This window comes from Microbacterium sp. NPDC089186 (assembly GCF_040685115.1).
Taxonomy (GTDB): Bacteria; Actinomycetota; Actinomycetes; order Actinomycetales; family Microbacteriaceae; genus Microbacterium; species Microbacterium galbum.
The window spans coordinates 464123-483768 of sequence record NZ_JBFBHJ010000003.1 but is presented as its reverse complement, the minus strand read 5'-3'; the positions used below and the strand labels follow the sequence as shown (position 1 = coordinate 483768).

19 protein-coding genes are annotated in these 19646 nt (G+C 71.1%); 15 read left to right on the top strand and 4 right to left on the bottom strand.

The window, feature by feature from the left end; genetic code table 11:
- The 5 genes from leuD to AB0N82_RS12555 all read left to right on the top strand — a co-directional run bounded on the left by leuD (position 1) and on the right by AB0N82_RS12555 (position 4897).
- Positions 1–597: a 3-isopropylmalate dehydratase small subunit gene (gene leuD / locus AB0N82_RS12575; protein WP_315995492.1), complete on the top strand. Its 597-nt coding sequence runs from the start codon at positions 1–3 to the stop codon at positions 595–597.
- Positions 598–660: 63 nt separating this feature from the next.
- Positions 661–2034 carry a UDP-N-acetylglucosamine 1-carboxyvinyltransferase gene (murA, locus tag AB0N82_RS12570; RefSeq protein ID WP_363391969.1) on the top strand — a complete coding sequence of 458 codons (1374 nt, stop codon included), beginning with the start codon at positions 661–663 and terminating at the stop codon, positions 2032–2034.
- A 5-nt stretch (positions 2035–2039) separates the two neighbouring features.
- On the top strand, positions 2040–2780 hold the full coding sequence (locus tag AB0N82_RS12565) for a lysophospholipid acyltransferase family protein (protein ID WP_315995494.1): 741 nt from the start codon (positions 2040–2042) through the stop codon (positions 2778–2780).
- Positions 2770–3912, top strand: coding sequence for an NAD(P)H-dependent glycerol-3-phosphate dehydrogenase (locus tag AB0N82_RS12560; protein WP_315995495.1), 1143 nt, complete (start codon positions 2770–2772; stop codon positions 3910–3912). Before AB0N82_RS12565 ends, AB0N82_RS12560 begins: the two co-directional genes overlap by 11 nt.
- Positions 3812–4897: a D-alanine--D-alanine ligase family protein gene (locus AB0N82_RS12555; protein ID WP_363391967.1), complete on the top strand. Its 1086-nt coding sequence runs from the start codon at positions 3812–3814 to the stop codon at positions 4895–4897. Before AB0N82_RS12560 ends, AB0N82_RS12555 begins: the two co-directional genes overlap by 101 nt.
- A 309-nt stretch (positions 4898–5206) precedes the next feature.
- Here AB0N82_RS12555 and AB0N82_RS12550 read toward each other — a convergent pair whose 3' ends face one another.
- Entirely contained in the window at positions 5207–5710 is a 504-nt protein-coding gene (locus AB0N82_RS12550; RefSeq protein WP_315995497.1) for a DUF3515 family protein, read from the bottom strand.
- Positions 5711–5735: 25 nt separating this feature from the next.
- On the opposite strand from AB0N82_RS12550, the gene thiL reads away from it, so the two are divergent.
- Positions 5736–6740, top strand: a complete 1005-nt coding sequence (gene thiL, locus AB0N82_RS12545; protein ID WP_363391964.1) for a thiamine-phosphate kinase — start codon at positions 5736–5738, stop codon at positions 6738–6740.
- A 110-nt stretch (positions 6741–6850) separates the two neighbouring features.
- On the opposite strand, the gene rsmD is transcribed toward thiL, so the two are convergent.
- Entirely contained in the window at positions 6851–7414 is a 564-nt protein-coding gene (gene rsmD, locus AB0N82_RS12540; protein WP_363391962.1) for a 16S rRNA (guanine(966)-N(2))-methyltransferase RsmD, read from the bottom strand.
- Positions 7415–7528: 114 nt separating this feature from the next.
- On the opposite strand from rsmD, the gene AB0N82_RS12535 reads away from it, so the two are divergent.
- From AB0N82_RS12535 to mutM, 6 genes are all read left to right on the top strand, one after another.
- The gene (locus AB0N82_RS12535; protein ID WP_363391960.1) at positions 7529–9709 is read left to right on the top strand and encodes an ATP-dependent DNA helicase RecG; all 2181 of its coding nucleotides are present in this window, start codon (positions 7529–7531) and stop codon (positions 9707–9709) included.
- Between the two features lie 42 nt (positions 9710–9751).
- Positions 9752–10249, top strand: a complete 498-nt coding sequence (gene coaD, locus AB0N82_RS12530; protein WP_298872270.1) for a pantetheine-phosphate adenylyltransferase — start codon at positions 9752–9754, stop codon at positions 10247–10249.
- Positions 10250–10428: 179 nt separating this feature from the next.
- Positions 10429–10923: a DUF177 domain-containing protein gene (locus tag AB0N82_RS12525; protein ID WP_315995897.1), complete on the top strand. Its 495-nt coding sequence runs from the start codon at positions 10429–10431 to the stop codon at positions 10921–10923.
- Positions 10924–10925: 2 nt separating this feature from the next.
- On the top strand, positions 10926–11135 hold the full coding sequence (gene rpmF, locus AB0N82_RS12520) for a 50S ribosomal protein L32 (RefSeq protein WP_013586329.1): 210 nt from the start codon (positions 10926–10928) through the stop codon (positions 11133–11135).
- Between the two features lie 10 nt (positions 11136–11145).
- The gene (gene rnc / locus AB0N82_RS12515; protein ID WP_315995502.1) at positions 11146–11838 is read left to right on the top strand and encodes a ribonuclease III; all 693 of its coding nucleotides are present in this window, start codon (positions 11146–11148) and stop codon (positions 11836–11838) included.
- Positions 11831–12721 carry a bifunctional DNA-formamidopyrimidine glycosylase/DNA-(apurinic or apyrimidinic site) lyase gene (mutM, locus tag AB0N82_RS12510; RefSeq protein ID WP_363391957.1) on the top strand — a complete coding sequence of 297 codons (891 nt, stop codon included), beginning with the start codon at positions 11831–11833 and terminating at the stop codon, positions 12719–12721. Before rnc ends, mutM begins: the two co-directional genes overlap by 8 nt.
- A gap of 75 nt (positions 12722–12796) precedes the next feature.
- On the opposite strand, the gene AB0N82_RS12505 is transcribed toward mutM, so the two are convergent.
- On the bottom strand, positions 12797–13879 hold the full coding sequence (locus AB0N82_RS12505) for a GNAT family N-acetyltransferase (RefSeq protein ID WP_363391955.1): 1083 nt from the start codon (positions 13877–13879) through the stop codon (positions 12797–12799).
- 63 nt (positions 13880–13942) lie between these two features.
- The gene (locus AB0N82_RS12500; RefSeq protein ID WP_315995505.1) at positions 13943–14230 is read right to left on the bottom strand and encodes a hypothetical protein; all 288 of its coding nucleotides are present in this window, start codon (positions 14228–14230) and stop codon (positions 13943–13945) included.
- A 425-nt stretch (positions 14231–14655) separates the two neighbouring features.
- Between AB0N82_RS12500 and smc the strand changes: the two genes are divergently transcribed.
- The 3 genes from smc (at position 14656) to AB0N82_RS12485 (ending at position 19646) form a co-directional block, all read left to right on the top strand.
- Complete coding sequence (smc, locus tag AB0N82_RS12495; RefSeq protein WP_363391953.1) at positions 14656–18195, top strand: chromosome segregation protein SMC; 3540 nt, start codon at positions 14656–14658, stop codon at positions 18193–18195.
- Positions 18196–18199: 4 nt separating this feature from the next.
- On the top strand, positions 18200–19072 hold the full coding sequence (gene ftsY, locus AB0N82_RS12490) for a signal recognition particle-docking protein FtsY (RefSeq protein WP_315995507.1): 873 nt from the start codon (positions 18200–18202) through the stop codon (positions 19070–19072).
- 73 nt (positions 19073–19145) lie between these two features.
- Entirely contained in the window at positions 19146–19646 is a 501-nt protein-coding gene (locus AB0N82_RS12485) for a DUF2004 domain-containing protein (RefSeq protein WP_363392286.1), read from the top strand.

The following is a 19646-nucleotide window of genomic DNA, read 5'->3' as shown; positions in this document are numbered from 1 at the left end:
ATGGAGAAGTTCACGACGCACACCGGTGTCGCCGCCCCGCTGAAGCGCTCGGCCGTCGACACCGACCAGATCATCCCCGCGGTGTTCCTCAAGCGGGTCACCAAGACCGGCTTCGACGACGCGCTGTTCGCCAACTGGCGGCAGGATCCCGACTTCATCCTGAACCAGGACGCCTACCGCTCGGCATCCATCCTGGTGGCGGGCCCCGACTTCGGAACGGGTTCCAGCCGCGAACACGCCGTGTGGGCGCTGCGCGACTACGGTTTCCAGGTCGTGCTGAGCCCGAAGTTCGCCGACATCTTCCGCGGCAACTCCGGCAAGCAGGGCCTGGTCACGGGCGTGATCACCGAAGACGATCTGGAGCGCATCTGGGCCGCCATCGAGGCGCAGCCGGGCATCGAGATGACCGTCGACCTGCAGGCCAAGACGGCGATGATCGGCGACCTCACGGTCTCCTTCGACATCGACGATTACACTAGGTGGCGGCTTCTCGAAGGGCTCGACGACATCGGGCTCACGCTGCGCGATGAAGACAAGATCACGCAGTTCGAGGCGCGCCGCGAGGCATGGCGGCCGCGGACCCTCCCGGTCCGCTGAATCCGATCGACCCGATCGGATCGATTCGCCGCCCCTCGTCCACGAAGTGAGGTCCACCCCCCTATGAGCACACTCGTCACCGATTCCGGAGACCGCACCCCCGGACAGCCGGACTGGGAATCCGCGGAGACCCTGGCCATCCGCGGCGGGCGCCCGCTGCGGGGGACGGTCGAGGTCAAGGGCGCGAAGAACCTCGTGACCAAGGCGATGGTGGCGGCCCTCCTGGGCGAGACCGCGAGCACCCTGCGCGACGTGCCGATGATCAGCGACGTCAAGGTCGTCCGCTCGCTCCTCGAGGTGCACGGCGTCACGGTCACCGAGGGCGACGAGGAGGGCACACTCCACCTCGACCCCTCGGGCGCCGTCGCCGCGCACTTCGAGGAGATCGACGCGCACGCGGGGGCATCTCGCATCCCGATCCTCTTCTGCGGCCCGCTGCTGCACCTGCTCGGTGAGGCGCTCATCCCCGATCTCGGTGGATGCCGCATCGGCGACCGTCCGATCAACTTCCACATGGACGCGCTCCGCGCCTTCGGCGCGGTCGTCGACAAGAGCTACGAGGGCATCCGCATCACGGCGCCCAACGGCCTGCACGGCGCGAACATCACGCTGCCGTACCCGAGCGTCGGCGCCACGGAGCAGGTGCTCCTCACCGCCGTGCGCGCGAAGGGCGTCACGGAACTGCGCAACGCCGCGATCGAGCCCGAGATCATGGATCTCATCGCGGTGCTGCAGAAGATGGGCGCGATCATCTCGTACGAGCCCAACCGCGTCATCTTCATCGAGGGCGTCGACAAGCTCGTCGGCTACGACCACCGCGCGATCTTCGACCGCAACGAGGCCGCATCCTGGGCCTGCGCGGCCCTCGCGACCGACGGCGAGATCTTCGCCAAGGGCGCGCGTCAGCAGGACATGCTCACGTTCCTCAACGTCTTCCGCAAGGCCGGGGGATGGTTCGACGTGCGCGAAGACGGCATCCTGTTCCGTCGCGGCGACGAGCTCAAGCCCGTGATGGTCGAGACCGACGTGCACCCCGGCTTCATGACCGACTGGCAGCAGCCGCTCATCGTCGCCCTCACGCAGGCGGCGGGCACCTCGACCGTGCACGAGACCGTCTACGAGAACCGTCTCGGGTTCACCGCCGCGCTGAACAAGATGGGCGCCGACATCGTCGTGCACCCCAAGGGCATCGACAGCCCCGACCGTCGCGTCCCGCGTCGCGACCTCGAGCAGGCGGCCGTGATCAACGGCCCCACGCCGCTGCACGCCGCCGACGTCGAGGTCCCCGACCTGCGCGGCGGGTACAGCTACGTCATCGCCGCGCTGGCGGCCGAGGGCGAGTCGACGGTGCGCAACATCGGCATCATCCGCCGTGGGTACGAGAAGTTCCTCGAGAAGCTCACGGCTCTGCACGCCGACTTCGACGTCGTGGGCTGACGCCGGTGGCCTCGAACCCCGAGAAGAGCCGCCCGAGCGCCTTCTGGCCGCTCGCGGCGATCGTGGTGCCCCTCACCGGGCTCTTCGCCCGCATCGAGATCCGTGGTGCCGAGAACCTCCCGCGGGAGGGGGCGTTCGTACTCGCCCCCAATCACAACTCGGAATTCGATCCCCTCGTGGTCGCCGTCGCGGTGTGGCGGGTCGGTCGAGCCCCCCGCTTCCTGGCGAAGGAGAGCCTGTTCCGCGCCCCCGTCCTCGGTGCGGCGCTCAAGGCGACGGGGATGGTGCCCGTTCCCCGCACCTCGACGAGCGCCAACCAGTCCATGAAGGCCGCCGAGCAGATCGCCCGCGACGGGCGGGGCGTCATCGTCTATGCCGAGGGCACGCTCACGCGCGACCCCGAGCTGTGGCCGATGCGCGGCAAGACGGGAGCGGTGCGGCTTGCTCTCGCGGGCGACCTGCCCCTCATCCCGATGGCACAGTGGGGTGTGCAGCAGATCCTTCCGCGCTACGGCAAGCTGCGGTTCCCGCGCCGTTCGCGGGTGATCGTGGAGTTCGGACCGGCGATGGACATGTCGGACTACGCCGCCGCGCCCACCCAACCGGCGACGCTGACCCGGGCGACGGACGCGTTGATGAACCGCATCACGGAGATGCTCTCCGGCATCCGCGGCATTCCCGCGCCCACCGAGCGGTGGAACCCGTCTCAGCACGGGCAGAACGAAACGGGCCGCCTTGACTCGTAAGAACCTGCAGCCGGCCGCGGGTCCGAAGGTCGCCGTCGTCGGTGCCGGCAGCTGGGGCACGACGTTCGGCAAGATCCTCGCCGACGGCGGAGCCTCGGTCGTCATGTGGGCGCGGCGCCCGGAGCTCGCGGCCGAGATCACCGAGTCCAAGCGCAACAGCCGCTACCTCTCGGGCATCAACCTGCCCCGCTCCATGACGGCGACGACCGACCTGGCGGAGGCGTTGACCGGAGCCGAGCAGATCTACCTGTCGGTGCCGAGCCAGTCTCTGCGCGAGAACCTCGCCGCGATCCGCCCGCTCGTGGAGCGCACCGACGTCCCGCTCGTGTCGCTCATGAAGGGTGTCGAGAAGTCGACCGGCCTGCGCATGAGCCAGGTCATCGAGCAGGTGCTCGAGTGCGACCCGGCGCGCATCGCGGTGGCATCCGGTCCGAATCTCGCTCTCGAGATCGCGCGCGAGCAGCCGACGGCCGCGGTCATCAGCTCGTTGAGCCCCGAGACGGCCGAGGCCGTCGCCCGGCGCGCCCGCAACCGGTACTTCCGCTCGTTCGTGAACACCGACGTCATCGGCACCGAGTTCGGCGGCGTGCTGAAGAACCTCATCGCGGTCGCGATCGGCATCGTCGACGGCGTGGGCTACGGCGAGAACACGAAGGCCTCGATCATCACCCGCGGGCTCGTCGAGATGACCGACTTCGCGGTCGCCCAGGGCGCGCAGCCCGAGACCCTGCAGGGCCTCGCGGGCCTCGGCGACCTGATCGCGACGTGCCAGTCGCCGCTCAGCCGCAACAACACCGCGGGGCGGCTGCTCGGCCAGGGCTACGGCTACAAAGAAGTGGTCACGCAGATGCAGCAGACCGCAGAGGGGTTGGCATCCGTCGCGCCCGTGCTGCAACTCGCGAAGCAGGTCGGCGTCGACATGCCGATCGTGCAGCAGGTGAAGATGGTGCTCGACGGGACGATGGATCCCCGCGACATCGCCCCGCACCTGACCACAGACGACGACCAGCCGCAGGGCGAGAGGACGCAGAATGAGCAATCCGGTGGTGGTGGTGCTCTTCGGCGGGCGCTCCAGCGAGCATTCGATCAGTTCCGCCACGGCGGGCGGGGTGCTGCGGGCGATCGACCGTGAGCGCTTCCGGGTGATCCCGGTCGGCATCACCCGCGACGGCGCCCTCGTGCTCGAGGACGACGACCCCGACAAGTTCGCGCTGATCCCCGACGCGCTGCCCGAGGTCCGCGACAACGGCACGCGGGTACGCCTGCCCGATTCGACGCTGTCGCGCGAGTGGACGGTGACGGATGCCGACGGCACCCGCTCGCTGGGCGAGGTCGACGTGGTGCTCCCGATCCTGCACGGACGGTTCGGCGAAGACGGCACGGTACAGGGCCTGCTCGAGCTCCTCGGCATCCCGTACGCCGGCGGCGGCGTGCTGATGTCGGCGATCGGCATGAACAAGCACGTCACCAAGCAGGTGCTCCGCGCGGCCAGCGTGCCCGTCGTGCCGTGGGTCGCCGTCACGCGCGCAGACCTCGCCCGCGACCGCGGGCTGTGGGAGCGGCGGATGCGGGCGCTCGACCTGCCCGTGTTCGTCAAGCCCAACGAGGCGGGTTCCAGCGTCGGTGTGACGAAGGTCTCGCGCTGGGAAGACCTGGACACCGCCCTCGACACCGCCTTCGCCGAAGACGGCCTGGTGCTGGTCGAGAAGGCGATCGTCGGACGCGAGGTCGAGTGCGGCGTGCTGCCCGGGCGCGACGGCGGGCCGGTGCGGGTCTCGGTGGCGGGGGAGATCGTCGTCACGGGCCGCGAGTTCTACGACTTCGAGGCCAAGTACCTCGACGCCCCCGGCGTCGACCTGGTCTGCCCCGCGGACCTTCGCGACGGCGAGCTCGCCGAGATGCAGCGCATCGCCGCCCAGGCCTTCGAGGCGATCGGCGGTCAGGGGCTGGCCCGCGTGGACTTCTTCTACACCGGCACCGAGTTCTACGTGAACGAGGTCAACACGATGCCCGGGTTCACCCCGATCTCGATGTTCCCCACGTGCTGGATCGCCTCGGGCCTGTCGTACCCGGACCTCATCAGCGACCTGCTCGACGCCGCGCTCGAGAAGGCCTGACCCGTCGCGGGGTGCCGCGGCCGCGCACGACCGCGGGTCGTCGAGACGACACGGCGGGGGTGAGCGCCCGGACGAGGCGTGTCTGCGAACCGACCCGCGGTCGTGCTCGCGTCATCCCTCCGCGGGCCGTCGCCGGATTCCGCGCTCTGCCGATCTCCGCATCGTCCCCTTCCGTGCACAACGGCGGGCCGACGGTCCGGCACGCCGCGACTGGATGCCGGTGAGCGGCGTGTCGCCGTGTTCCACCGCCGCGGTGCTCATGGGTGCGCCGTGGCCCCCGGGCCGGGTCCGCTGTCGGGAGGGGGCGGGCTACGGCGCGGCGCTGGGGGTCGCCGTGGCGTCGGACGCCGAGGTGCACACCGAGCCGGTGGGCTGCAGATAGGTGCGGATCAGCGGTCCGAGCGCCTGGGCGACGTCGCCGCTGCTCGCCGCCTCGTAGTCGAGGTAGACCTGCAGGGCGGGGGTGCGACCGAACGTCGTGAGCGTGTAGCGGTTGTCGGCGGCCTGAGACTCATCGACGAGCCAGTCGACGCCGTCGAAGGAACGGCACGGCAGCGTCGAGGGGCCGGGCGTCTCGAGCCCGCAGGTCATCAGGATCGCGGCGGGGTCGCCCCACGCTCCGGTGGCCTGGGCGTCGGTCCATCGACGTTCCTGGCCCGAGATGGTCTGCGGCAGGCGCGAGACGATGTCGGCGCACGCCGGGTCGTTCGCGTCCTTCGCCGGTTCCATCGCCACCGTCGCGCTGCACGCCGCGAGCCCCGGGAGCAGGGCGAGGGCGGTCAGCAGCGCGAGGGTACGGGGAGAGCGGGGCACCCCTCCAGGCTAATAGCGTGGGAGGGTGACCGACGCCGAGACCACCCCCGAGACAACTGTGGGCGAGCTGTCCGAGGGGCAGGTCCTCCGCGGCATCCTCGATCGCCTCCCGCCCTCGACCGCGCCCGTGGGCCCGGGCGACGACGCCGCCGTGCTCTCGGTGCCCGACGGGCGCGTGGTCGCCACGACCGACACGCTCGTGCACGGGCCCGACTTCCGCCTGGCCTGGTCGTCGCCGTTCGAGCTCGGTTTCAAGGCCGCAGCGGTCAACCTCGCCGACGTGGCGGCCATGGGCGCCCGCCCCGTGGCTCTTCTGGTCGCGCTGGCGATGCCCGACGCGACACCCGTGTCGTTCGTGCAGGGCCTCGCCGACGGTCTCGCGGCGGCGTGCGACGAGCTGGCCCCCGGCTGCGCGGTCGAGGGTGGGGACCTCACCGTCTCGGACACCCTCACCATCGCTGTGACGGCGCTCGGCAGCCTCGAGGGGCGCGACCCCGTTCGCCGTTCAGGTGCCCGCGTGGGCGACGGCGTCTACGTGATCGGCGAGCTCGGCGAGGCGGCGAGGGGGCTCGAGGTGCTGTTCCGGCGTTTCACCGACGCCGACGGCGCCCCCGTCGCCCTGACGCCGCAGGCCCGCGCGGCGCTCGACCCCCTCGACGCACGGGCCGTGTCGCGCCAACTCGCCCCGCGCCCGCCTCTGGCCGCGGCGCTGGCGGCCGCGGCATCCGGGGCGACGGCCATGATGGACGTCTCCGACGGTCTCGTCCTCGACGCCACGCGCCTGGCCGACGCCTCCGACGTCACGATCGAGATCGACAGTGCCACGCTCGGCGATGAGCCGGCGCGCGCCCTGGACGGGGGAGAGGACCACGGGTTCCTCGTCGTGTTCCCCCCGGATGCCGAGCCCCACGGCCGTCGCATCGGCACGGTGGTCGCCCGGGGCGACGACGCGGTGCGGGTCGACGGGCACGCCTGGGAGGGCCCGGGCGGGTGGGACCCGTACCGCGATTGGGACGCGGGGCGCGGCTGAGGCCGCGGTCCCCGTCGGCGGGGCGTGACCACCGTGCGCGCTCCTGTCGCTCGAACGGCGTGGGCCGCGCGTTCTCCGGCCCTCCCGTCGACCGTGCGACGAGGCGCTCGTCAGGTCGCGGGGCGTCCCCACCACATCGTCGTGTCGCCGTACGCCCGGTCGCGGTCGGCCTCGAGGCCGGCGGCGACCCAATCGGGCGCGGGGGAGCGCTTCGCACGCTCGACGATCACGGTCGCCTCCGGGCTGAGCCGCGGCGCGAGCGCGACGAGCACGCTCGTGATCTCGGTCTCCGAGACGTCGTAGGGCGGGTCGATGAACACCAGGTCCCAGACCTGCGCGGAGGCCGCGAGGTAGGTCGTGACGTTCGCGCGGTGCACGCGCGCGGGCGCGGTGACGCCCGCCGTGCGCAGACGGTCGGCGTTCTTGCGGATGAGGGCCGCCGCCGGGGCGGAGAGCTCGACGAGGTCGGCGGACGCGGCGCCGCGACTGAGGCTCTCGAGGCCGAGAGCGCCGGACCCGGCGTATAGGTCGGCGACGCGGGCGTCGTCGAGGACGCCCGCGGACTCGAGAGCGCCGAAGAGGGACTCGCGCACCCGGTCGCTGGTGGGGCGCGTGCCCTTCGGGGGGACGTCGAGGACGGTGCCGCCGGCGCGGCCCGAGATGATGCGCGTCACCGCTCCAGCCTACGGTTTCCGGATGCCGCGGATCGGCCCCGCGACCAGGGGCCCGCTCCGGGCGGACTCGGGGTGCGGGCGGGTCGTGTCCGAGGGGCTGCCTAGACTCGGAGCATGCCCGGACTCTCGCTCGCGTCCCGCCTCGACGGCGCCGTCGGCGGCAAGACGGCGACGGCGTTCGACAAGGCGTTCGGCGTCAAGACGGTCGGCGAGCTCCTCGAGCACTACCCGCGTCGGTACGCGCGGCGGGGCGAGCTCACGCCCATCGCGACGTTGCCGCTGGGCGAGCCGGTGACCATCGTCGCCGAGGTGGTCAGCGCGAACGAGCGGCGAATGCAGAACCGCCGCGGGTCGCTGCTGGAGGTCGTGATCAGCGACGGCGACGGGCGTATGTCGCTGACGTTCTTCAACCAGCCCTGGCGACTGAAAGACCTCACCCCCGGTCGACGGGGGATCTTCTCGGGGAAGGTGGGCGAGTACCGGCGGCAGACGCAGCTGACGAACCCCGACTACGAGCTGTTCGACGACATCGCCGAAGCGCGCGCCGAAGCGGAGGTCACCGCGAAGCGACCCATTCCGATCTATCCGGCCACGAGCTCCGTCCCGAGCACGCTCGTGCAGAAGACGATCGCGCTCGTGCTCGACGGGCTGGGCGAGATCGACGACCCCCTGCCCGACGATCTGCGCGCGCGCCGCGGCCTCCTCGACGCCCGCGCCGCGCTCGAGCGCATCCATCGCCCCGAGAGCGACGACGACATCCCGCCCGCGGTCGAGACGCTGCGCATGCAGGAGGCCTTCGTGCTGCAGACCGCGCTGCTGCAGCAGCGGCAGTTCGTGCGTGCGCTCTCCGCCGCCCGACGTCCCGCCGCCGCAGGAGGGCTTCTCGAACGCTTCGACGCCATCCTCCCGTTCGACCTCACTCCCGACCAGCAGAGCGTCGGCGCGCAGCTGGCGGCCGACCTCGTCGGCGACTGGCCGATGAACCGGCTCGTGCAGGGCGAGGTCGGGTCGGGCAAGACCCTGGTCGCCCTGCGCGCCATGCTCCAGGTCGCCGAGTCCGGCGGCCAGTCCGCGCTCATCGCGCCCACCGAGGTGCTCGCGGGCCAGCACCTGCGCTCGATCGCCCGCATGCTGGGACCGGAGCTGGCCCCCGAGCTCATGCCCACCCTCCTCACCGGGCAGATGCCGGCGGCCGAGCGTCGGAAGGCGGCGCTGCGGGTGGCCTCCGGTCAGGCGCGCATCGTCGTCGGCACCCACGCGCTGCTGAGCGCGACCACCACCTTCGCCGACCTCGGGTTCGTCGTGGTCGACGAACAGCACCGCTTCGGCGTCGACCAGCGCGAGGCGCTGCGCTCCAAGGGCGACTCTCCGCACACCCTCGTCCTCACGGCGACGCCCATTCCGCGCACCGTGGCGATGACGGTCTTCGGCGACCTCGACGTCTCGACCATCCGCACCATGCCGGCCGGGCGTGCCGGCATCCAATCGTTCGTCGCTCCGCTCGCCGAGAAGCCGGGCTGGTTCGCCCGGGTCTGGGACCGCGTGGCCGAAGAGGTGGCGCTCGGCCGGCAGGCCTTCGTGGTGTGCCCCGCGATCGACGCGGAGCAGGTCTCCGCCGACGGCAAGAGCGACGAGCCCGCCGACGCCCCGGTCGCCACCGCCGCGGGCGAGGGAAGTCGCACCCGATGGGGCGTCGTGCAGGTCGACGCGCTCCTCGCACAGCTGCCGTCGTTCGCCGACATCCGCGTGCAGATCCTGCACGGCAAGATGGCCTCCGACGAGAAGGATGCCGTCATGCAGGCCTTCTCGCGCGGCGACATCGACGTGCTGGTCGCCACCACGGTGATCGAGGTCGGCGTCGACGTGCCCAACGCATCAACGATGGTGATCCTCGAAGCCGATCGCTTCGGCGTCTCGCAGCTGCATCAGCTGCGCGGGCGCGTCGGCCGCGGCGGTCTGCCGGGTCTCTGCCTGCTCGTGACGGAGGCTGCTCCGGGCACCTCCGCCCGGTCGCGGGTCGAGGCCGTCGCCGCGACCCTCGACGGATTCGCCCTCGCCGAGGTCGACCTCGAGCTGCGCGGCGAGGGAGACGTGCTCGGCGGCGCGCAGTCGGGGGTGCGGTCTTCGTTGCGGCTGCTGCGCGTGGTCACGGATGCCGCGCTCATCACCGAGGCCCGCGCCGAGGGCGAGCGCGTCCTCGCCGACGACCCGGCGCTCACCCGGCATCCGGGCCTCGCCGCCGCCCTGGAGCGGCGCGTCGGCGTCGAGGAGCGCGCCGCGCTGGCGAAGTCCTGAGTGGTCGGCCCCGCGGGGGAAGCTCCTCGCTAGGCTGGCCGAATGGACCCCCGGATCGCCGTCGTCCCCGGCTCGTTCGACCCGCCCACGCTCGGCCATCTCGACGTCATCCGACGCGCGGCCGGTCTGTTCGACCAGCTCCACGTGCTGGTGGTGCACAACCCCGGCAAAGAGGCCATGCTGCCCATCGCGCAGCGGCAGAGTCTGCTCGAGCAATCCATCCGCGAGGCGGGCATCGAGGGCGACGTGATCGTGGCGGCCTGGAGCATGGGCCTGCTGGTCGACTACGCGACCGACGTGGGCGCCAAGGTGCTCGTCAAAGGCATCCGTTCGCAGGTCGACGTGGCGTACGAGACCCCCATGGCGATCGTCAATCGCGACCTCGCGCACGTCGAGACCGTCTTCCTGCTGCCCGACCCCTCGCACGCGCTCGTGTCGAGCTCCCTCGTGCGGCAGGTCGCGGGACTCGGGGGCGACGTGTCGCCGTACGTGCCGGCGGCCGTGGCGCGGTTCCTCGACACGGGCGCGCGCGACCTCTGACGTCGCGGCGCCGCATCCGTGACACGCGCGCGCGGCGGGCGACATCGCAGGAGGCGGGCTCGCCGCGCGGCGCCCGGCCCGCGCCCAGGGGCGCGCGGGTAGCATTGTCGACCGTGAGAACCCACCGTCCCGGACCTTTCCAGCTCCCCGTGCGCGACATCGAGCGCAAGCCCGGAGAGATGCGCGAGCACTCGCTCGACATCCCCGCCCCCGAGAAATGGGGCGAGGGTCTCGTCTCGGTCCCCGAGGCCGAGGTGCTCGAACTCGACGTGCGTCTAGAGTCCGTGCACGAGGGCATCCTCGTGTCGGGAACCGTCGACACCACCGCCACGGGCGTGTGCGGACGCTGCCTCATCGACATCACCGAGCCTGTCGAAGTCGAGTTCCAGGAACTTTTCACGTATCCTGGGGGAGAAGCGAGTGACTTCGACGTTCAAGACGACCACGTGGATCTTGAAAATCTGGTCCGGGATGCCATTGTCCTGTCGCTTCCGTTCCAGCCGGTGTGTCAGCCGGATTGCCCCGGGCTCGACCCGAACACGGGCGAGAGGCTGACGGAAAGCCCCGGCGAACCGGAGCAGTCGCCCGTCGATTCTCGATGGGCTGCGCTCCAGCAGTACACCCCAGACCACGGCGATGCGCTCCGCGCCGCCCCCAAGACAGAGAAGAGCTAGACATGGCAGGTAACCCCCCGAAGCGGAAGGTCTCCCGCTCCAACACCCGTTCGCGTCGCGCCCAGTGGAAGGCTGAAGCCCCCGCCCTGGTCAAGACCATCGAGAACGGCAAGGTCGTCTACAGCCGCCCTCACCAGGCGAAGGTCGTCACCGACTCGCAGGGCACCGAGCTCTTCCTCGAGTACAAGGGCCGCAAGGTCGCCGACGTCTGATCGGCACTTCGTGACGCGTAACAACGTCGAGCGCGATGCGCTCACCGAGAAGCTCGGGGTCGACATCGACCCCGAGCTTCTTTCTCTTGCTCTGACGCACCGCTCGTTCGCCTACGAGAACGGTGGCATCGCCCACAACGAACGCCTGGAGTTCCTCGGCGACTCGGTGCTGGGCCAAGCCGTCACGGTGCGTCTGTTCACCGGGCATCCCGACCTCGACGAGGGCAGCCTGGCGAAGCGTCGTGCGAGCGTCGTCTCGACCGTGGCGCTGGCCGAGGTCGCCCGTGGCATCGCACTCGGCGATCACGTGCGTCTCGGCCGTGGCGAGATCCTCACCGGCGGGCACGACAAGGACTCGATCCTCGCCGACACCATGGAGGCGATCATCGGCGCGGCCTTCCTCTCGGCCGGACCCGAGGCGGCGACCGCGATGGTGCTGCGCCTGGTCGAGCCGCTTCTCGCCGATCCCGAGCGTTACGGCGCCGCGATGGATCCGAAGACGAGCCTGCAGGAGATCGCGGCCCGTCTCGGTCTGACCGCCCCCGTCTACGGCGTCGAAGCCGCCGGACCCGACCACGACCGTCGTTTCACCGCGACCGTCACGGTGGGCGACGTCGTGACCACGGGCCAGGGCTCCAGCAAGAAGCAGGCGGAGATGGCCGCCGCGCTGACCGCCTGGCGCGAACTCGACGCGCGTGCCTGAGCTTCCCGAGGTCGAGGTCGTACGGGCGGGCCTCGAGCCCGCCGTCCGCGGGGCGCTCATCACATCGGTCGACGTGCGCGACGACCGCGCCCTGACCCGCCACACCGGGGGAGCGGCCCACTTCGAAGGCGAGCTCACCGGCCGACGCATCGACGCGGCCGTGCGACGCGGCAAGTTCCTGTGGATGCCGGTGTCCGACGACGAGACGATCGTCACGCATCTCGGCATGAGCGGTCAGATGCTCCTGCGCGTTCCCGGGGCTCCCGAGGAGCGGCACGAGCGTATCCGGATCGAGCTCGAGCACCCCGTGCACGGTCCGCTGTCGGTCGTCTTCGCCGACCAGCGCACGTTCGGCTCGCTCGCGATCGACGAGCTCGTCGACACGCCCGACGGCGCCGCAGGGGGACGCGGTTCCGGACTCGCTCGGGTCCCCACGCAGGTCGCGCACATCGGGCGCGATCCCCTCGACCCGGCCTTCGACGCCGCGCGCTTCCGCACACGGCTGGGGCGCACGTCGTCCGGCGTCAAGCGCGTGCTGCTCGATCAGACGGTGGCCAGCGGCATCGGCAACATCTACGCCGACGAGTCGCTGTGGGCCGCGCGCATCCACCCCGAGACTCCGGCATCCGCTCTGTCGACGCGGGCGGTCAACCGCCTGCTCGGCGAGGTGCAGGCGGTTCTCGAGAAGGCTCTCGCCGAGGGGGGAACGAGCTTCGACGCGCAATACGTCAACGTCAACGGGCAGGCGGGGTACTTCGCCCACTCGCTCAACGCCTACGGGCGCACCGGCCAGCCGTGCCCGCGATGCGGTCGGCCGATCGTGCGCGTGTCGTTCATGAACCGCTCGAGCCACTTCTGCCCGCACTGCCAGCGCCTGCGCTGACCACGACTCGCGCGAGTCGCCAGGAATCGTCGCTCCGGGCTGCTCCCCGGCGACGATTTCTGGCGACTCACACGATCAGGCAAGGATCTTCTTCCACACGCCCTCGTACGAGATGGGGGCGAAGCCGATGCGTTCGTTGATCGAGAGCATCGGGCGGTTCTCCTCCGCGTTGTACGTCATGACGCGCGGGGACAGCGGCGCGACGTCGTGCCACGCGAGAAGCCCGGCGCACTTGACGAGCAGGCCGAGGCGGTGGCCGCGGTGGGCGGCGACGACCAGGGTGTCCTCCTGGCTCGTCACCGTGGTGCGGTCCTTCCCGATCACGAGCTCGTTGAACGCCGCGAGCTCGCCGCTGTCGATGTGCTGGGCGGCGGTGACGAGCATGTGCCGCCCCGCGTCGAGGTATCCGGCTTCGTAGCGGCGGAGGCGGTCGGCATCCCACACCTCCTCGTCGAACTCGAGATCGGCCGAGGGCGCGTCGGTGACCATGCGCGACTTCATCCACGCGAAACCGTCGACGAACTCGTCGGGGGTGGGCAGCGTCCACTGCACGACGCGGTAGCCCGAGGCCGCCTCCTCCGCCTCGGCCAGCAGGGTTCCGAGGTGCGGGCGCGCGCCGGCCAGATCGAGTTGACTCACCCGCACGATCTGCTCGAGGGTGCACCCGGATGCCAACAGGAAGCGCGCCGCGTGGTCTTCGGGTATCGCCCCGAAACCCGTGGGTGCCGCGAGACGGGGGCCGTTTGCGGCGGGGTGCTCCGCCCACGCCTGCAGAATGGTGCGGCCTTCGTCGCGGGCGATGCGCTCGATCTCGGCGAAGGCGGCGCGGCCGATGCCGTGGCTCCAGGCGGAGCGCCGCAGTTCGATCAGCCAGAACCCGGTGCGGGCGCCGTCTTCCTGCGGGAAGTCGAGACCCACCCGGCCCACGACTTCGCCGTGGAAGACCGCGATCCAGGAGAACCGTTTCATCTCGGGTCGTGGCTGATAGAGGGGGAGCAGTTCGTCGGCGGGCATCGAGGAGTCGTCGTGGCCGGAGACCTCGGCATAGACGAGGTTGCGCAAACGCACCATGTCGAGGAAGTCCGCGGCATCGGGACCGTCGAGGGAGGTCGGGATGTGGAGGGGGCGCAGCTCGAGGCCGGCCGGAAGGGTGGTCATGTCACAGCTTTCGGATCGAAGGGGGATGCCGGTGGGGCCGACGTCATCCGTCGGCCCCACCGCTCAGAAGGGCGGGCGGCTGAAGGCCGCAGCGCTTCGCCAGGCGCGTTCGCGCTTCTCGCGCTCGGCCTGGACCGTGCGGGCGCGGTACGCGCTGACCGCCTGGTGGTCGAGCGCCCGGGCTCGATCGGCGTGCCGCGTCAGCAGCCAGAGGCCGAGGCGCAGCGACAGCCGGTCGAGCAGGCCGAGCGGGCGGTAGGCGGTGGTGTCGAACGTGACCGTCGACGGGGTGGGTGTCGGGGTGGGCGCGGCCGAGGCGTGCTGCGGCGCGCGCGTGAACAGGGCGTTCATGCGGATACTCCGTGAGGATGAAAGCGAGCGGATGACGCGACGAGCGCGTGGAGGGACCGGGAAGGTCCGGCGAGCACGAGAGGCTCGCGGACGCGGAGACGGGGAACGTCTCGACGCGACGGGGTTATCCGAGTCGGGAGGGCATGCCGACGGTGGAAGCCCCTTCGGACACGGATGCGGAGAGCACGGGGACGGCGATGAAGCCGGGGGCGGTGAAGCCGGTGGTGATGCGAATCATGGAAGGAACCTCCTTTCGACGTCGGTTGCGACCCCCGACGCTAGCGAACGCTTTCAGCGAATGTCAAGCTCATCCTCAGAAACGGCCGCTCCCCGGGCGCGTCTGCGCGTCGAGATCGGCCCGCCGCCGCGGAATTCCGGGGGTGTTCGGATAGCGTGGAGCGCCGGGACGATCGAGGGAGGGTGACGTGCATCTGAAGAGCGTCACGCTCAAAGGCTTCAAGTCCTTCGCCCAGTCGACCACCTTCGCCCTCGAGCCGGGCGTCACCTGCATCGTCGGCCCGAACGGCTCCGGCAAGTCCAACGTCGTCGACGCACTCGCGTGGGTGATGGGGGAACAGGGGGCGAAGACGCTGCGCGGCGGCAAGATGGAGGACGTCATCTTCGCCGGCACATCGACGCGCGGCCCGCTGGGCCGTGCCGAGGTGCAGCTGACGATCGACAACGGCGACGGCGCCCTGCCCATCGACTACAGCGAGGTGACGATCAGTCGCACGCTGTTCCGCAACGGGGCGAGCGAGTACGCCATCAACGGACAGACCTGCCGATTGCTCGACGTGCAGGAGCTGTTGAGCGACTCCGGCCTCGGACGCGAGATGCACGTCATCATCGGCCAGGGGCGCCTCGACACCGTCCTCCAGGCCACCGCCGAAGACCGACGAGGCTTCATCGAAGAAGCCGCCGGCATCCTCAAGCACCGTCGCCGCAAAGAGAAGACCGTCCGAAAGCTCGAGGCGATGGAGACGAACCTCACGCGCCTGAGCGACCTGGCGGGCGAGCTGCGTCGTCAGCTCAAGCCCCTCGGCAAGCAGGCCGAGATCGCACGAGAGGCGGCGACGATCGCGGCGGTCGTGCGCGACGCCAAGGCGCGCCTGTACGCCGACGACCTCGTGCGCCTGCGCACGGAGCTGGCCGACGCGGCCCGCGCCGAGAGCGAGCGCCACACCGAGCGCCTCGGGCTCCAGGAGCAGGCCGACGGACTGCGTCGGCGCGTGGAGCGCCTCGAGAACGATCAGCGTTCCGAGGCCGTCGATCGGGCCCGCAGCGTCGCCTTCGCCCTTCAGCAGGTGCAGGAGCGTCTGCGCGGCCTCTACACCCTCGCCGGGCAGCGCCTCACCCTGCTGAGCGATGACGACAGCGACGGGTCCGGGTTCACACCGACGGTGTCGCAGCGCACGATCGATGACGTCCGCTCCGAGATCGACGACATCGCATCCGGTCTGGGCGACGCCCAGGATGCCGCGGCCGATGCGGCACGCGCTGTCGTCCGTGCGCGGGCCGACCTCGATGCCCTCGACGTCGACATCGCCGCCCAGAGCGCCCTCGTGTCGGAGCACGACCTCAGGATCCAGGCTCTACGGGGAACGGCGGATGCCGCGAACTCGGCTCTCACCGCCGTGCGCGGCGGTCTGGAGCGGCAGCAGAGGGCTTTGGACGCCGCGCTCGCGCGTCGAGCGGAAGCGGAGGAGGCCCGGGCCGAGTTGGATCCCGATGTCGTCCCCGAGGCGTCGACGGCGGAGCACGCGGCCGCGTACGAGCGCGCGCAGCGCGACGCGAACGAGGTCGAGACGACCGTGGCCGGACTCCGTGAGCGCCTGCACGCCGCCGAGCGCGAGCGTGACGCCCTGGCCGCCCAGACGACGGCCCTCGGCCGGGCCCTCGACGTGCGCAACGCCGCTGCCGACCTCCTCGCGGCGGGCGGGCCCGGCGTGCGCGGGCTCGTGAGCGACGACGTCAAGGTCACCGCGGGCTTCGAGGCCGCCATCGCGGCGGCGCTCGGCTCGCTCGCGGAGGGCCTGCTGGTCGACGACGCGGCATCCGCCTTCGCCGCTGCGCGCGAGGCGTCGGCGTCCGACCTCGGCCTGGTCGAGATCGCCATCGCCGGGGATGCGGACGCGGTGTCGCCTCCCGACCTCGGCGCGACCCCGGCGACGGACGTGATCACGGCGTCCGACGGGGTGCGCGGCATCCTGAGCCGGACCGTGATCGTCGACGACCTCGCCGCCGCGCACGCGCTGCGCGAGCGGATCCCGCACGACGTGACCGTCGTCACGCGTACGGGTGAGGTGATGACCGCGCACACGCTCCGGGCCGGATCGGATTCGGGGCGCTCGCGTCTCGAGCTCGCGGCCGAGCGCGACGCCGCGGCCGAACGGCTCGACGAGATCGTGGTGGTCGCCGACTCGCTCCGCGAAGCCCTCACCGACGAGCAGCGGGCGCTGGCGGACGCGCGGCAGCGCACCAAGGAGACGCTGTCGACACTGCGCGCGCATGATGCCGCCCTGGCGGCCCACGCCGAAAAGGTGAACCGCGTCACCGTTCGTCACGAGGCGGCGATGGCGGAGTGCGACCGGCTCGCGGCCGGTGTCGCTCAAGCGGAGACGGCCGTGGCCGAGGCCGAGTCGGCGGCGCGACGGGCCGACGACGCCCTCGCCCGTGCGCTGGACGCACCCCGGCCGCTGCTGGACGCAACGGCGAGGGAGCCCCTGGCCGCCGAGGTCGAGACGGCGCGCGAGCGCGAGATGCGCGCGCGCCTCGACATCGAAACGCTCAGGGAGCGGGTGCGTGCCGGTGAGCTGCGCATCGTGCAGCTCGAGCAGCAGCGCGAACGCGAACGCGCCGCCGCCGACGAAGCCGCCCGCCGTGCCGTGATCCGCCGCGCCCAGCGCGAGGTGGCGGCCGAGGTCGCCGGGGCGCTCCCGGCCCTCCTGGACTCGGTCGACCGCTCGGTCAGCCAGGCCCGCGTGGAGCTCGCGGCGGCCGAGACCGCGCGCGCCGCGGTCACCGACGAGCTGACCCGCGCCCGTGCGGAGGAGGCGGCCGTGCGCGACCGCCTCGCGCGCCTGACCGAGAACGTGCACGGTCTCGAGCTCCAGATGCACGAGAAGAAGCTCCACGTCACGAGCCTGCTCGAACGCGTGCGATCGGAACTGGCGCTCGAGGAGAACATTCTCGTTTCGGAATACGGTCCCGACCAGGGTGTCCCCGCAGATGGCGATGGGCAGCCGACGGCCTTCGACCGCGCGGCTCAGAAACGCCGCCTCCAGGATGCGGAGCGCAAGCTCGGGCAGCTCGGCCGGGTGAATCCGCTCGCGCTCGAGGAGTTCGCGGCGCTGGAGCAGCGGCACGCCTTCCTCACCGAGCAGCTCGCCGACCTGCAGCAGACGCGCGCCGATCTGCAGACGATCATCGCCGAGCTCGACGAGCGGATGCAGACGATCTTCGTCGCCGCGTTCGAGGACACCCGGGCGGCGTTCACCGACATCTTCCCGATCCTCTTCCCCGGCGGTTCCGGCAGCATCTCGCTCACCGATCCCGACTCCCCGCTGACCACGGGCATCGAGGTGGCTGTGCGGCCCGTCGGCAAGAAGATCGAGCGGCTGTCCCTTCTCTCCGGCGGGGAGCGTTCTCTCGCGGCGGTGGCGTTCCTGACCTCGATCTTCACGGCGCGCCCGAGCCCCTTCTACATCCTCGACGAGGTCGAGGCGGCCCTCGACGACGCGAACCTCGGCCGGCTCCTCGGGGTGTTCGAGAAGCTGCGCGCCAGCAGCCAGCTCATCGTCATCACCCATCAGAAGCGCACGATGGAGATCGCCGACGCGCTGTACGGCGTCTCGATGCGGCAGGACGGGGTGTCGGCTGTGGTGGGGCAGCGCGTGGGCGACCGCGCGGCGTCGCGACCGGCTGCCCCCGCCGCCGCCCGCGACGAGGCCGCCCCCGTAAGCTGAAGCAATGGCTGAGAACTCCTGGTCGCTGGGCCGCGCGCTGCGCGGGTTGTTCGTCAAACCCACCATCGACGAGACGACCTGGGACGACCTCGAGACGGCGCTGCTGACCGCGGACTTCGGTCCCGACGTCACCGAGCGCCTCATCGACGAACTGCGCGAGAAGGTCGACCGCTATCGCACCACCGATCCCCGAGATCTGCAGCGCATGCTGCGCGAGACGCTCGAGGAGCACTTCGCGAAGTTCGATACCACGCTGCGCCTCACCGAGCGTCCCGCCGTCGTGCTCGTGGTCGGCGTGAACGGCGTCGGCAAGACGACGACGATCGGCAAGTTCGCCAAGTTCCTTCAGCGCTACGGCCGTACCGTGGTGGTCGGAGCCGCCGACACGTTCCGCGCCGCCGCCGTCGACCAGCTCGCGACGTGGGCCGAGCGCGGGGGAGCCACGATCGTGCGCCCGCAACACGAGGGTCAGGATCCGGCGTCCGTCGCCTTCCAGACCGTCGCCCACGCCAAGGAGACCGCCACCGAGATCGTGCTCATCGACACGGCCGGGCGCCTGCACACCAAGGGCGGACTCATGGACGAGCTCGGCAAGATCAAGCGCGTCGTCGAGAAGCAGGCCCCCATCAGCGAGGTGCTGCTGGTGCTCGATGCCACGACGGGCCAGAACGGGCTCATGCAGGCGCAGGCGTTCCTCGACAGCGCGGGCGTCACCGGGCTCGTGCTCACCAAGCTCGACGGTTCCGCGAGAGGCGGGTTCGTCCTCGCGGTGCAGGAGCGCACCGGCATTCCCGTCAAGCTGCTCGGCCAGGGCGAGGGCATCGGCGATCTCACCGGTTTCACCCCGCACGTGTTCGCCGCGTCGCTCGTCGACTGAGCGCCCATACCGCACCGTCGGCTCCGGGCGGGTCTCCTTCCCGAAGCCCGCGCGTGATGCTTACATGGGACTCATGGCGATCGAGCACGACTTCTTCGGACTCCTCGAGTCGGGCCCCGACGGGTCGATCTTCTGGAGCGAGAACGTCGAGTTCGGCGACCAGAGCGTGACGGTCGACCTCACCGCGCCCGACCAGGACGACGTGTCGACCGAGGCCCTCGACGTCGCCGCCTCGCTCATCTCGTCGCTCGAGGCCGTCGATCTCGCCGCCCGCAATGCCATGGTCAACGAGCTCGACTCGCGCACCAGCGAGGTGACCGAGTACATCCTCCAGCAGCAGGCGACCCTGGGCGACGAGCTCGACGACCTGCTCGTCGATGCGTCCGGCGACACCCATATCGACGTCATCAAGGCCCTGCAGTTGATGAGCATGACGATCCTCGCCGACGAGCACGGCGGCGCCGACCCGTTCGCGGTGCTCGAGTACGCGCTCGATCCCGATGCCACCGACGACGTGCTGCTTGTCAACCTCGCCTCCGACGGGCGGGTGCAGTCGGTTACCAGCGCCGACTGA

What these genes read in the sequence shown, in the direction of transcription:
- leuD (WP_315995492.1), top strand. Translation starts at nt 1, where the DNA reads ATGGAGAAGTTCACGACGCACACCGGTGTCGCCGCCCCGCTGAAGCGC.
- murA (WP_363391969.1), top strand. Translation starts at nt 661, where the DNA reads ATGAGCACACTCGTCACCGATTCCGGAGACCGCACCCCCGGACAGCCG.
- AB0N82_RS12555 (WP_363391967.1), top strand. Translation starts at nt 3,812, where the DNA reads ATGAGCAATCCGGTGGTGGTGGTGCTCTTCGGCGGGCGCTCCAGCGAG.
- AB0N82_RS12535 (WP_363391960.1), top strand. Translation starts at nt 7,529, where the DNA reads ATGCCCGGACTCTCGCTCGCGTCCCGCCTCGACGGCGCCGTCGGCGGC.
- coaD (WP_298872270.1), top strand. Translation starts at nt 9,752, where the DNA reads ATGGACCCCCGGATCGCCGTCGTCCCCGGCTCGTTCGACCCGCCCACG.
- AB0N82_RS12525 (WP_315995897.1), top strand. Translation starts at nt 10,429, where the DNA reads ATGCGCGAGCACTCGCTCGACATCCCCGCCCCCGAGAAATGGGGCGAG.
- rpmF (WP_013586329.1), top strand. Translation starts at nt 10,926, where the DNA reads ATGGCAGGTAACCCCCCGAAGCGGAAGGTCTCCCGCTCCAACACCCGT.
- AB0N82_RS12505 (WP_363391955.1), bottom strand. Translation starts at nt 13,879, where the DNA reads ATGACCACCCTTCCGGCCGGCCTCGAGCTGCGCCCCCTCCACATCCCG.
- AB0N82_RS12500 (WP_315995505.1), bottom strand. Translation starts at nt 14,230, where the DNA reads ATGAACGCCCTGTTCACGCGCGCGCCGCAGCACGCCTCGGCCGCGCCC.
- ftsY (WP_315995507.1), top strand. Translation starts at nt 18,200, where the DNA reads ATGGCTGAGAACTCCTGGTCGCTGGGCCGCGCGCTGCGCGGGTTGTTC.
- AB0N82_RS12485 (WP_363392286.1), top strand. Translation starts at nt 19,146, where the DNA reads ATGGCGATCGAGCACGACTTCTTCGGACTCCTCGAGTCGGGCCCCGAC.